Origin of the sequence: Desulfopila sp. IMCC35008, assembly GCF_010646885.2 — a bacterium.
Classification (GTDB): Bacteria; Desulfobacterota; Desulfobulbia; order Desulfobulbales; family Desulfocapsaceae; genus Desulfopila.
On sequence record NZ_CP050700.1, the window covers coordinates 944,053 to 957,350 of the forward strand.

15 protein-coding genes and 1 tRNA gene are annotated in these 13,298 nt (G+C 45.9%); 13 read left to right on the forward strand and 3 right to left on the reverse strand.

Going from position 1 to position 13,298, the window contains the following annotated elements; all coding sequences use genetic code 11:
• Positions 1-193: 193 nt before the first annotated feature.
• Complete coding sequence (locus GA520_RS04225) at positions 194-787, reverse strand: hypothetical protein (protein ID WP_163337932.1); 594 nt, start codon at positions 785-787, stop codon at positions 194-196.
• Positions 788-801: 14 nt separating this feature from the next.
• A complete protein-coding gene (locus GA520_RS04230; protein WP_163337931.1) occupies positions 802-2,673 on the reverse strand; it encodes a glycerophosphodiester phosphodiesterase family protein in 1,872 nt (623 codons plus the stop codon).
• A 230-nt stretch (positions 2,674-2,903) separates the two neighbouring features.
• On the opposite strand from GA520_RS04230, the gene GA520_RS04235 reads away from it, so the two are divergent.
• The 13 genes from GA520_RS04235 to GA520_RS04295 all read left to right on the forward strand — a co-directional run bounded on the left by GA520_RS04235 (position 2,904) and on the right by GA520_RS04295 (position 11,809).
• Positions 2,904-2,980: transfer RNA gene (locus GA520_RS04235), tRNA-Arg, on the forward strand.
• Between the two features lie 244 nt (positions 2,981-3,224).
• Positions 3,225-4,445 (forward strand): tyrosine-type recombinase/integrase, encoded by a 1,221-nt coding sequence (locus GA520_RS04240; protein ID WP_163337930.1) that lies wholly within the window; start codon positions 3,225-3,227, stop codon positions 4,443-4,445.
• Between the two features lie 90 nt (positions 4,446-4,535).
• Positions 4,536-5,570 (forward strand): hypothetical protein, encoded by a 1,035-nt coding sequence (locus tag GA520_RS04245; protein ID WP_163337929.1) that lies wholly within the window; start codon positions 4,536-4,538, stop codon positions 5,568-5,570.
• Between the two features lie 187 nt (positions 5,571-5,757).
• Positions 5,758-5,964: an AlpA family transcriptional regulator gene (locus GA520_RS04250; RefSeq protein ID WP_163337928.1), complete on the forward strand. Its 207-nt coding sequence runs from the start codon at positions 5,758-5,760 to the stop codon at positions 5,962-5,964.
• Positions 5,961-6,266, forward strand: coding sequence for a hypothetical protein (locus tag GA520_RS04255; RefSeq protein WP_163337927.1), 306 nt, complete (start codon positions 5,961-5,963; stop codon positions 6,264-6,266). The genes GA520_RS04250 and GA520_RS04255 overlap by 4 nt, the downstream gene beginning before the upstream one ends.
• Positions 6,259-7,023: a hypothetical protein gene (locus tag GA520_RS04260; RefSeq protein ID WP_163337926.1), complete on the forward strand. Its 765-nt coding sequence runs from the start codon at positions 6,259-6,261 to the stop codon at positions 7,021-7,023. Before GA520_RS04255 ends, GA520_RS04260 begins: the two co-directional genes overlap by 8 nt.
• Complete coding sequence (locus GA520_RS04265; RefSeq protein ID WP_163337925.1) at positions 7,023-8,801, forward strand: toprim domain-containing protein; 1,779 nt, start codon at positions 7,023-7,025, stop codon at positions 8,799-8,801. The genes GA520_RS04260 and GA520_RS04265 overlap by 1 nt, the downstream gene beginning before the upstream one ends.
• A gap of 1 nt (position 8,802) precedes the next feature.
• Positions 8,803-9,069 (forward strand): hypothetical protein, encoded by a 267-nt coding sequence (locus GA520_RS04270; RefSeq protein WP_163337924.1) that lies wholly within the window; start codon positions 8,803-8,805, stop codon positions 9,067-9,069.
• A gap of 16 nt (positions 9,070-9,085) precedes the next feature.
• The gene (locus tag GA520_RS04275) at positions 9,086-9,862 is read left to right on the forward strand and encodes a hypothetical protein (RefSeq protein WP_163337923.1); all 777 of its coding nucleotides are present in this window, start codon (positions 9,086-9,088) and stop codon (positions 9,860-9,862) included.
• A gap of 31 nt (positions 9,863-9,893) precedes the next feature.
• Entirely contained in the window at positions 9,894-10,202 is a 309-nt protein-coding gene (locus GA520_RS04280; protein WP_163337922.1) for a hypothetical protein, read from the forward strand.
• A 6-nt stretch (positions 10,203-10,208) separates the two neighbouring features.
• Positions 10,209-10,580, forward strand: a complete 372-nt coding sequence (locus tag GA520_RS04285) for a hypothetical protein (RefSeq protein ID WP_163337921.1) — start codon at positions 10,209-10,211, stop codon at positions 10,578-10,580.
• Positions 10,577-10,789 (forward strand): hypothetical protein, encoded by a 213-nt coding sequence (locus tag GA520_RS04290; RefSeq protein WP_163337920.1) that lies wholly within the window; start codon positions 10,577-10,579, stop codon positions 10,787-10,789. The genes GA520_RS04285 and GA520_RS04290 overlap by 4 nt, the downstream gene beginning before the upstream one ends.
• A 3-nt stretch (positions 10,790-10,792) precedes the next feature.
• Positions 10,793-11,809, forward strand: a complete 1,017-nt coding sequence (locus GA520_RS04295; protein WP_163337919.1) for a hypothetical protein — start codon at positions 10,793-10,795, stop codon at positions 11,807-11,809.
• Positions 11,810-12,428: 619 nt separating this feature from the next.
• On the opposite strand, the gene GA520_RS04300 is transcribed toward GA520_RS04295, so the two are convergent.
• Positions 12,429-12,716, reverse strand: coding sequence for an integration host factor subunit alpha (locus tag GA520_RS04300; RefSeq protein WP_163337918.1), 288 nt, complete (start codon positions 12,714-12,716; stop codon positions 12,429-12,431).
• Positions 12,717-13,298: the final 582 nt, after the last annotated feature.

Below are 13,298 nucleotides of genomic sequence, written 5' to 3' on the forward strand. Positions count from 1 at the left end.
GCCCTGGACGTTTCGTCAGTATACCTGTTAATGAAGCACCTGGCTTTTGTGAAGATCAGGTGTGATCAACGCCATATTTGGAGATCTTTGGTTTTCTGTAAACTTTTGACTTTTATTATTTCCCCGTTTCTCATGGCAGCTTCGATTTTGAATTATATATCTTCCATTGGTACCTTTCCTGGTAGGCGATTGATCAGTTTTCAGAGCATTCAGGCCAGCCGTATCCCCACCTCCAGGGGAGACCGGTACAAGGCATACCACCAACCCGAACGGCCCGGTACATCAGCTTGGCAATTACACCGTAGAGCCTTTCAACTTCCTCCGGCGGAAGGTGATACTCCTTACTGAGTAAAGTGCTTCGTTCAATCCCTGTTTGTACCACACAGTTTTGCAATTCTTCATCTGCCTTCTTCCGCGCCTCAAAGCTGGCTTCCGGGGTGGTTACACCGGAACCTCCGCTATGGTACACACGGTCATGAGTTATGCAACATGATTCCCATGCCGGCTGGGTACCGTGTATCTCGTGGAAACTCTCAATTTTGCCAGCCAGATACTCCCAGCCGACAGAGAGACCGCCGCTGCATCCATCGGTGCTGAATTCGTTGAGGACGTTTTCAGAATGCTGTTTTATTTCGATGAACTGATCGTGTCTTCCCATTTCCAACTGGATCTCGAGTGCATCGACCGCTGAATTCAGCTTCCCATGAGATTGGGCATGGGCGTTACACCCGGCAAATACTAAAACACCTGTAAGAAAAAGGATAATGGGAGAGCGGAAATCTTTCATAATCTTGATTTGCCTTATGGTGATTGGTCTCTGTATTGTCTACTTGGTATGGGGCGACCTAAAAGTACGGTGGTATGGAGCAGGAGTCTCTCTGTGAGATTCAACTCTTCCCGTTCAGCCAGGACTGTACGGGCCAACTCCGGCTCGTCTGTTATAAGGCCGTCGACACCAAGTGCAGTCATTCGGGATATGGATATTTTATCGTTGACTGTCCACACATACACCTGTTTCCCGTCGTTGTGTACCCGCCGAATGAAACCTGGGGTCGTTGTTGCCATGTTCACCGCCAGAAAATCCATGTTGAGATTGGAGATGTCGCCTATTGATTTTGAGGACAGAAGACCAAAGGACCACCCGGGCCGGAGGGTGGAGGCTTTTTGAACACCATCCAGTTTAAGCGACATTATAGCAACATCATGTATCATATCCGTTTCTTCCACGATATCAATGACACGCTGTTCCAGGTGCTCGTCGTAGCCATAATATTTCAGTTCAATTAGAAGTTTGGATTTGCCTTTGACAACATCAATCACCTCTCTCAGACTCGGAATACGTTCTGATGAATACCTGGGATCGAACCAACTTCCGACATCGACAGTCTTCAGGTCCGACAGGGGAGCATTCCATACCTTCATCGGGTTGTTGCCAATCTTCATCAGGTCGCTGTCGTGTATAACAGCGATTTGCCCATCGCTGCTCTCCTGAACATCAATTTCGACCCAGTCGGCCTGATCGTCGATTGCCTGCCGGATTGACGCCAGGGTGTTTTCAGGTGCCTTGCCAGCTGCTCCGCGATGGGCAATGATGGCAATATCATTATCAGTGGGTATGCCGTTGAATAGATATGCCCCGACTGCCATAGCTACACCCGTGCTAAAAATCAGGGACAGGAATACGAGCGGCACGGACAGAAAATTTTTTTTTACTTGTCCGGAATTGACTGGAGTGTCGGCATTCAGGGGCGTGAGGTCAAGTCCGGAATAGGTCGAGAAAACAACCAGAAAGGAACAGAAGGTTGCTGAGGCAAAGGTCGTAATGAAAATATTGCCAACCGAATAGAGTGCGACCAGGCCTCCAAGAAAGAGAACCAGTACAGGGAGCGCTGCATAGACATATGGGATGAGGAAGGTGCCAGAAATTTGTAGAATTCCGACCAGTACGATTTGTAGTATGAAAATTATCGAGGCCCACAGAAGAAAGATCTTGAGCAACAGGCGTTTAAACCCCTCAGTAAGGGTTTCACTTTCGGCAAATGATTCCTGGGGCCTTGTGTCAGTAAGTAATATTAGGGGTAGGGCTAGAATCCAGGAAAGCAACTTTTGTACGACAAGTATTACCATCAACAAGAGGAGCAGGCCTATACCACCAGCAGCGAGAAGAAAGACAGGCGGTTTTTCAAGCAGGTAATAATTGATGTCGTATTCGGTAAGTAGTAGCCAGGCGATCCCCCCGCTTACAACAAGAAACGGCAACACGATAATCAGGATTTTTATGATAAGGCGCAGGGAAAAAAGATATATGGTCTTCAACCGGTTGAGAGTAAAGAGAAGGGCAGAAGCAATAGTAACTCTTGTCCCCTTGATGGTATTTGAGATAATGGCCATCAGTGAGGCTTGTTCAAAGACGACGATTGTGATTAAGATTCCGCCCATAAGCAGGGCGGATATCATGCCCGGAGGCGTCAGGATGAAGTAAGCGATATCCAGGTCCGAGAGCATCGGCTTACCGGAAATATGTAGCAGTATCCGGGTTAAAAAACCAACCAGAGGAGTGAAAACTGTTAGACCTATAGCTATATAGACGAGGTGGATGATGAGAATCTGACCAATACAGTGCTTCATTGCCAGTAGTATTTCTTTCCAGACTTCCTCTACGGTATGATTCATCGCACCTGCTTGAGATTGAATGATATTCTATTTGTTTTGGTGATGTATTTTAAACGAGGGAGTTACTTCCATAAGCATATCCAAACCTGTTAGAATTACAAGTGACTTCAAAAAAATGTTAGATGAGGCATGGAACTGTTCATCTGATCTGTTTTTTCTGATATGATCTTTATTGGGATGAAATTACCGTTTGAATTTGGTATAAACGTACCTCCTATAATAATTCACTCGGGCGGGTAGCTCAGCTGGATAGAGTGACGGCCTCCGAAGCCGTAGGTCGCGGGTTCGAATCCCGCCTCGCCCACCACATTTAAGTTTCATGAAAGTTTGAAACGCTCCAAAAGGCCCAGTTTTGCTGGGTCTTTTTTGTTTCTCGTGTTCACTGTGATCCAGAACGATCCTTGACATACCGTCAAGATGGCGGTATTTTATACGGTATAAATCGGTAACATCCATTTTGTACCGTCAAATCATATCATTTCGATTTTCCAGTGTTTTTTTTATTGGAAATATCGTCGGCGGTACCGTCACTCCATAAAGGAGATACCGTCATGCCCCTTACTGATGTCGCCATAAAGAACGCCAAGTTTGTCGACAAGCAGTTCAAGCTGTCCGACTCAGGTGGTCTCTACCTTCTCGTCACCAAATCAGGAAAGTATTTTCGATTAGACTATCGATACCTGAAAAAGAGGAAGACGCTCGCTCTTGGCGTTTATCCAAAGATATCATTAGCCAATGCTCGGAAGAAGCGGGACCAGGCGAAAGAGCTTCTTGGAGAGGGAATTGACCCTGGCATTAAACGGAAGCAGGAGAAGCACCTACGTAAACAGGCTGTACAGAATAATTTTGAAGCTGTGGCCCGTGAGTGGTTCGAGAAGAAAAAACCGAAATGGGCTCCTGGCTATGCGAGAACTGTAATCGGGCGATTGGAGCTCAACATCTTCCCCTATATTGGTACAATTCCTGTCGGAGAAATCAATGCTCCGTTATTGCTATCCGTGTTACGAAAAATGGAATCCCGTGAAGCACATGATACAGCAAGGCGTGTTAGAGGTCTTTGTAGTAAGGTCTTTCAGTATGCAGTTGCGACCGGTAAGGCTGAACGTGATCCCGCTAGTGATTTGAAAGGTGCGCTGACCGAGGTCACAGTAACTCATATGGCGGCGATAACTGAACCTGCAGAGATTGGTGCTTTGCTACGAGCCATTGATGGTTATGAGGGTGCATTCCAGACAAAATGTGCAATGAAGCTTGCTCCTCTCACATTCGTCCGTCCTGGAGAGCTGAGGCATGCTCAGTGGAGTGAGATTGACTTAGACGAAGCCTTGTGGAAGATACCGGCAAAGAAAATGAAAATGCGAGGGGCGCACCTTGTCCCTTTGTCTAGGCAGGCGATAAATGTCTTACGGGAAATAGAACAACTAACAGGCGCATTGGAAGGGGCAGGGTACGTTTTCCCTTCAATACGGACGACCAGTAGGCCGATGTCAGAAAATACCGTAAACGCGGCTCTTCGTCGGCTTGGTTACGACAAAACGGAGATGACTGGGCACGGCTTCAGAGCCATGGCTTCTACAAACCTGCACGAGCAAGGTTGGAAGTCTGAAGTGATCGAACGACAACTCGCCCATGTGGAAAAAAATACTGTCAAGGCTGCATATAACCATGCTGAACACCTACCAGAAAGAAGAAAGATGATGCAGTATTGGGCCGATTACCTCGACGGGCTGAAAGCTGGAGGAAAGATTATACCGATCAGAAAACAAGCGTAACTTTCGGACACGGATAGGGTCGCTCCCGAAAAGCCGTTCCCCTACGGTTTTCCGTGTCTGTTTTTTTCTAGGGGATTCTGCGGGGAGAAGATGACTGACAAATCTAATGATTCTACGACAAATGAAATTCTGTGGAAACAGATTGAAAAAGCACGTGAAGATGACCTATGGGTGGAAATTGATCTTGCACGAAAGCTGAATATTCCTGCTCAAGACGTTCAAGAATCGCGCAAAAAAGACATCTTCCTAAAAAAGTATATCGAGTTGAAACAGACGGCCATGAAAGACTCAGTGGTGCAGAAGTACAAAAAGGCTCTCTGGATGCGGGATAAGATTGAAGATCTTCCCCAAGATGATCAAGCCGGGATAGACTCCTATGAAAATAATGTGGAAAGATATGATGGTAGGATAGAAGAAGCAGAAAAAATAATCTTTCAGTCAAATAACAACAATCTCGCCTCTGTCAATCATGAGACATCAGACAATTATTTTATACGATCAGGGGAGTATTGGAGAATACGTTTTCAAGGGCAGAAAGAAATATATATGAATCACCAATTAGGATTTGGGATCATAGCAGATTTTTTAAATAACAGGGATGTTGAACTGAATCGATCTGAGGTTTGCCGTTCGTGGAAAGGTGTAACAAGTCCAGTCTTGAGTACAGAGCAAGCCATTTCTGAAGGACAAGATAGTATTGACAACAGAGACCCTCACGGGGGAGGAGATAGAGTGGATGAAAAAATCACCCAGAAAGGTAAAGAAAAAATTAAAGAAAATGTTCAGGGAATACTAGGTCAAATCAATCGACTTCAACAAGAGGGAAAGTCTGAGAAAGCTCTGGTGAAAAGTGAAGAACTTGAACGAGTAGGATTGGTTCTAAAAAAAGAATATGGCGCCTATTTAGACACTGACACTGGCTCAATCAGGTGGGTGTACAATACAGAGAGGAACCCAAAAAACAATACGGAGTCAAATGCACAGCGAGCTATTAAGCGAGCTATAGAAGTGTTAAAGAAGGAGGCGTACACCGACCTCGCCGATCACCTTACAAGGTATCTACTCAAAAGGGTTAACGTATATAGCCCACCACACGATTTTCCTGATTGGTACATATCTATCTAAAACCCTCCATACCCATATCTTATATCAACCTTCCCATTGTCCTTAGTGTCAATGGGATTTTTTTTCTCCTTTTTCACTTTTTTTTACAATCCGCAGCCCAATTGCTGATATCCGCAGTCAATTTGCTGACCTCTATACCAGGAGGGCCACTAAGGTCCATATCAACCCACTGGCATAGGAGAATACAATGCGGAGAATTATACGATTGGGCAGAGTGACGGAGATCACAGGACTGAGCAAGAGCACAATCCGACGGATGGAGCTTGAAGGACGATTTCCACGTCGAGTGAGACTATCAAGACGCACATCTGGTTTTTTTGAAGACGAGGTAGAAAGTCATCTTGAAAACCTTCAGCGGGTTGACCTTGTAGGGAAAGAGGAGGTGGCAGCATGAAATCCACCAAAAACAACCATCTTACGGCTATGGTGGCACGGCAAGGAGTTTCAAACAAATTATTACGCAATAGTAGCAACCTTGGGAGATATCCGCAAGCGCTCCTCTCCCGGAAAAATTCCAATTCTTTACAATGTAGACAGGTAATCATCTCTAACCAGATTGATAATGTGGAGTGGATCGCGAATAGCCAAATTAGCGGCAGCGGGAAGGATTCCGAAATCGAAAAAACCGCATTGCTCTTGCATGCCATGCTTGTAAAAGAACGGAATCGTATCGAAGAGGTATTGGAAAATGCCTGACACATCATATATCACAGTTCCATCATTGCATAAGTGGCAACACTATAAGGATCGTTGCCCTCCCTGGATCAAACTTCATCGTGACGTTCTTAACGATTATGAATTCTCATGCTTGCAAGATGCTAGCAAAGCGCACCTATTGGGTATTTGGTTATTGGCAAGCCAGCTTGAGAACAAGGTTCCCAATGACTCCAAATGGATTGCCCGTCGGATTAATGCAACTGACAAAATTGATCTCAAATCTCTTGTAGCCAGCGGTTTTATTGAGGTGGTGCATGTCGATAGCGATATGCTAGCACCGTGCAAGCAAAATGCTCTTGTAGAGACAGAGACAGAGACAGAGACAGAAACTACTCTCATGCCGGAATCAAATTCCGACGAGAATTCTTTATCTGACAATCATGATTTGCCAGCAATCAAAACAGAGGGATTCAAGATTGCTTCATTGATGGCAGATACCATCCTCCAGCGTGATCCTGGCTATAGGTTCCTTGTTGCTGGTGAACGTGAGAAGACTCTCGCAAACTGGTCTGACGATATCGAGAAAATTCATCGACTTGATGATAGACCATGGGAGCAGATCAGGTCGGTTGTTGAGTGGTGTATGGATGATGACTTCTGGAGTCGCAATATTTTGTCGGGATCGAAGTTGAGGAAACAGTTCGACCAACTGGTTCTCAAAATGCCTGCCGCTAATAACGGATCAGGTATTGCTGGAGATAACGACTATCCAGATTTCATGCAGGGGGTTCAATAATGACTCCCAGAGAATTACACCGTTTGCTTGAAGGTAATATCGTCGCAGTTGTTCAGCATCTCTTGCCTGCAGGTAAACGAAGAGGCCGAGAATGGGTCATTGGTAGTGTTGCTGGGGAAGAAGGTAGTAGCCTCGCTATCCACCTTGAAGGGGATAAAACCGGCGTTTGGAGTGATTTCGCTACAGGTGATAAAGGTGATCTATTTGACCTGTGGGGATCTGTACGCGGAGTAAGCTTTCAGGATGCACTTGCAGAAATCAAAAATTATCTCGGCGTTGATGACCCTCCCCAATTTAAACAACCAAAATACAAGCTTCCTGAAAAACCGAAGTGCACAAAGCCTAATGCCAAGATGCTGGAGTGGTGGAAGGACTGCGGGATAAGTGAAGTGACAGTTGCAAAGCTCCGGATTGGTCAGAGAGGAAACGCGATAGTCTTTCCGTACATCAACCCTAACGGTGTACTGGAGTTAGTGAAGTACCGTGACATGGATGAAAAGAAGTTTTGGAGCAACGAGGCACCTTGCCCTTGCCTTTTTTCTTGGCAAGCTGTTGGGGATAACCATCGAGATATCGTCATTTGCGAAGGTGAAAAGGACTGTCTCACATTTTGGGAACAGGGAATTCCGGCGTTATCGGTTCCTAAAGGTGCCGGTAGCGGTGGAAAACACGACTGGATTGAGTATGAACATGATCGCCTGGAACGCTTTGACCAGATTTACATCTGCATGGATTCCGACAAAGCTGGACAGGAAGCAGTGATCGAAATTCTAGACCGACTCGGTAGACACCGTTGCAAAGTCGTAAAACTTGAATGCTGTGGTGTCACGTACAAAGACCCCAACGAAGCACACCAAGACGGCGTACTACTTCAAACGTTTCTCGATGCAGCCAGTACCGTAGACCCTGAAGAATTGCGTCTCTTGAGCGATTTCCATGACGACATCCTTGATGAACTGGACCCGAATAAAAATACCGAGAGCGGGCTCCGCTTGCCATGGCAGAAATCATTCGATTCAGTTCGCCTTCGCCCTGCTGAGGTTTCAGTATGGGGAGGGATCAACGGACACGGTAAATCTGAACTCCTCGGACAGGTAATGCTTGACGGCGTGTATCAGTCGACGAAATGGTGCGTTGCCTCTCTTGAGATGCCAGCCAACAAGCTGGGAGCGAGGATCTACCGGCAGGCCGGTTGCGTATCAAACCCCACCCCGGAGTATGCCACCAAGATCAAGCAACTGATTGACAACAATATCTTTATTTTCAACGCATACGGTACCGCTAAATCATCTCGCATTCTTGAGGTCTTTGAATATGCAAGAAGACGTTACGGGGTAACCCACTTCATTCTGGACTCACTGAGTAAAGCGGGATTCCGTGACGATGACTATCCATCCCAAAAATCCTATGTGGACGAATTATTTGAATACGCTCTGCAGCATAAGGTTCATGTCGCCCTCGTTGTCCACATGCGGAAAGGCGAAACCGAGGAGAAGCCTCCAGGCAAGTTCGACCTAAAGGGCAGTGGTGGAATAGCCGACATGGTCAGTTCGGTCTTCATCGTGTGGAGGAATAAGCGGAAAGAACGGCTCTTGAGAGGGGGCGACGAGGCAAAAATTGAGAAAGCCAAGCAAGAGGCCGATACGCTCCTGATCTGCACGAAACAGAGGGAGAATGGAAAAGAACCAAGTTTTGGACTTTGGTTCCACCCTCAAAGCTGCCAGTTCCTGGAACGCCAATCGGCGGAACCAAAACGATATATCCACCAAGAGGTGTAGCATGACTATTCCAGAAATATTCAATCTGGAGCCAAGACTGAAACAACTGGAGGATGACATCCAGGCCGTTGACAGTGACGTTCCGAACTTCTGTGCCAATCACCTGTGGTACAGGACTCTGGATGGACCAAACTTCAAAGCTCGCATGGGCCAGCTGGTGGGTTGGTTTTCAGATAACCCCGCACTGCAGTCCCATGACACCTATAGCACAGTTTACCACTATCTCTACAAACAACTCCCACACTGTAAAGACTGCGGGTGCTGGTAAAAAGGAGAATTTCAAAATGGACACAGTAGGAAAACTCGTTAACAGGTTTGCAAAGAGAGATGGACTTAACGCCGCTTCAAAGAATGACCAATTTGGCCCTGGTCCGGAAGATATTGACTGCCTCTGGAGTTTTTCATCCAACGGCAAGCCTATTGATGGCTTGCAGGAATTGTGTGATGCAGAGATCATTGGCTACCTTCACCAGTGGAAAGAAATCACTGACGAAGAGCTTAAAGAGGCTGACAAAGAATTGTTCGGCGAGTCCCGTCCTGGTAGTGACATGCCAAGGTGTCCCTACGGTAATGAATCATACCCTGATCAGATCTGCTCAACGTGTCCGAACTGCAAGGTAAAGGCCGGAGAACTGCATAAGCCTGGATGTCCGCTGGAGTCCTGCCCCCTGTGTGGTCAGAAAATTCTTACCTGCAGCTGTAAGGCCCTTTCAATTGCTGATGGCATTGCCACAGCTGGCGCCGTATCAAAACGGATATCCCGGCAAGAGGTCCACCAGGCTCTTCAGCACAGTGAAAAACTCGACCGAACTTATCACGAAGAGGGTTGTCTCCACTTCATTGTCGATGACCTCTGTAAACGTGATCCAGAGGCAATGGCCAAGATGGACGGATTCATCTCTGACATTGGATTTAAACAGGTAAACGGAGGAGTAGCGATTACCGCCGAACAACTCGCAGAGAACATGGGTATATCGGTTGAGGAGGCTGATGATGCCTTGCGTGAAATACAAGTAAAATCACAATTTCCTGGATGGGAGAAACATTGTCATCCGGTGTGAGAATTCTGCCTAACAAATCAAAGGAGGCCGCATGGCGCGAATTACCAGAATTAAATCAAAAAAAGAACGAGACCACGAGAAAAGTCGTAAACCTTTTCGAGACGCTGACCGCTTAATTGAAAAAGCAAGCCGAGAGGAATTGACCCAAGCACTCTATCTGCTTGCGGATGTTCAAGCGGACCTGCATTTCAAGGAAACGGGTCTGGATCGAGGTTGTGGGCTGACGGAGGGTAACCTGGATCGTGAACGGCAAAGGTTTAAGGCTGCTTCTGTGGCGAGTGCACTTAATTCGATAGCCATGAATCCAGGCCCCAGTTATCAACCATTATTGACAGAGTAGGAGCAAATGGCAAGTAGAGAAGGGGTAAAAAACAAGACGACACTGGCCCGGAACCGACTGATCGAAGGACTTGAGCCATTGGTTATTGATAAGCTTTTCGATCTCCTGGAAAAGGGAGACACTCAAACGGTATTACAAACATCGAAAATCCTTTACGGCGATAAAGGTTTCCCTCGTAAGCCTCTTGGCCTCCCGAAGGTGATCGATGTTCAAACCTGCAAGGATGCCCTGGCCAAGCTGTCACTGTTGGTCAACCAAGGGAAATGCAGTTCTGCAGATGCCGCCAGGATAGCGAACATATATGAGAAGTATTTGTCAGTAACCGAATTGGCAGATTTGAAAACACGAATTGAAAAACTCGAAGAGGGAATGAAATGAGCACAATGCAGAAGCGAGTGAAACGGCTGGAACAGCAAAATGGACAGGGGCTTAAAAAGGTCATTACCTTCATGAAACACGTGAACGGTCACGTTACCCTCCTTAATGATGATCGGGTCTTGACAGAGCGGGAAGTTGAAGAGCTTTCAACTGGAAAGCAAGTAGTTATGTACCGCATTGTACGGCCTAACCACACTGACGGAGAGTAAAACATGACGAACGCAATAATCAACGGGGTACTTCAGGGGATCGCCGGTGGCGCAAAAGCGCAGCAATCTGAACTTGTAAAAGACGCTGCTGAGTTGAGGAGAGAGAGCTACGCCAAACTTCTTCAGGAGCATCGCCTTGATGACCATGAGTTTTTGAACCGCCTGGGTATTCAGCGTGACGAAATCACCCACAACCGTAATGCTAAAAGGGCAGATGAGTTGTGGGACAAGAACACAGAAAGGGAAGATACGGTTTACAAAAGGGGTAAGGAAGACGCCAAGGAATTCGCCACCTTCCAGAACAACATGAAGGATAAGCGAGGACAATACGGGAAAATGTACGATGACCTTGCGCGTGTTTTCGGTGACGAGAAAGCAAAAGGCATTATCCAGGCATCCATGAGCAAGCAAAACAGCGGCGGCTCACTAAGCGCCAAGGAAAAAGCGGGGCTGAAGAAAGATGCTTACGAGGTGGCGACAAGTGAAATGCAGATGGATATTGCCAGAGCTGAATCTTCTGAAGAAAAGCAAAGGATCTCTGCTACCATCAAAAAACGAGTAGACCAGCTTTATAGCGAATGGACCGGGGATGAAACAAGTGGTGGTTCTGAGTTTGCTTCAGGGCTGATCAATGAAGCAACCGGCGCTCAAGATGGATCTGGCGGATGGGATAAGTTTTTTGGCAATATAAAAACAATATTTGGTGATCGAGAAGAACAATTGCAGGAGGCTGCAGGGCATAGCACAGAGGTTGCTGCAAGTGAGAAATCATCTCATACCCCAAACAAAACCGTTGGTGAACTCAGGCCCGGAGGTAACAGCCCATTGGCATCTTGGTATGATCGTGTTTCAAAGCATTCACCGGAAGAAAAAAACAAATTAGCAGACGCAAAACGGGAGCGATTGAAGAAAAACATTCTGAAGATGATGAGTCCACAACAGAGACAGGCATTTTATCAATTGTCGGAAGAGGATCGGGGCGCCTATCTGGAAAAGATACTCGCAACGCGAAAAGGGTGATTGACTACCCTGAGCAGATGAAAGTGCGCACCAACATAACCCCTATCGGGGTGCGGACCTCACTGCGGACTTTCTTAGTTTGCCCCCCCTATTCAGGTGCGAACTTCAGGTGCGAACCAAATGGCACAGGCTTGGAGTTCCGGTGCGGACTATCTCAGTACAAGGAGACTTGAGATGCCGTTCCTAATAGCCATATAGTGCCGTATTGAGAAAAAGCCTTGCCTGACACATTCATGATGTCAACATTGAGGCATTTATTGCATTCGAATACATGACCATGCAAAACTTATAATCGTTAAAATTTGGGCTATCCTGGACGTTTTTATTGCTATTCAGTTTTTTGGATCATTTGGCAAAAATGCCAAACATTAAAAAATGAGTAAGGTATTATGTAGTTAACCCTTTTAAGCGAAACCCTATCGCTTATCATTCCCCATGTAGCAGTACCTCACGCCCCCAGTTGTGAGCAAAGAAAGGGAGGGCCTTCGGGTTCTGTCTTTCTCAATTAATCCCCCCCATATTGCTTTAACAATCCCGACTATAGTAATGCTGTCAATAACGCTTTAAACGATAAACTGATCATATATATTTGGGCGATCTTTTCGAAAGAGCGGTCTTCTCATTTTCCATTCACTTTACTCCGCAACTTGCCAGACGGCTTGAACGTTATGACTCTACGGGCATCGAGAATAAGGGTTTCTTCAGTCTGAGGGTTACGCCCTATTCGCGGCTTCTTCTCCTTCACATTGAACTTCCCAAAACCGCTCAAAAGTAGACCTGAACCATCAATGAGAGCGTCCTTGGCAATTCGCAGAAATGATTCCACCGCCTCTTCAGCTTGTTTTTTCGTTAAATCATCGTGGTTTTTGTAAATGACTTCGGCAAGACTGGCCTTGGTTATTTTCATGACTTGGTTGCTCCATGATCGAATAATTAATGTAATTTCAATATGAAAAACATACCAAGCATGTACCTTTTTGATCCAGTAAGGATTTGGTAAATAAAAACAGGATGATGCATTGCGAGAGACATCATCCCGAGAGGAGAAGCAGAACACGCAGTTCTACTAAGAAGTATATGCCCCATCAGCTCGGATGATTACAGGGTCTTATGGTTGTGGATGTTGAATGGTTTTATACGAGAATTATCCGTGAGCGGCTATGCTCAATTCTGAATGAGTATTAATCACATTACTACCTTAAAAGAGTGGGAAACTGGAGAGTACAATCTGTCATGCCTTTGACCAATAAGAACAATTTATGCAAAACTGAAAGTTGATCCTGATCTCATCGTATGGTATATGACGGGCAATGCAAATTGCAATAAGCTCTATATTAGAGTCATAAATAGCATATAATTCCTTTTGTGCTGAGATTGATTTGTGTTTTGACTCAGAACTTAGAATATGTCACTTTTATCTCGTTTTAAGATGCTCAACTAACAGGGAAAACGGTTTTATCTGAGAGCATAATGTGCGAGTTGAAATTTT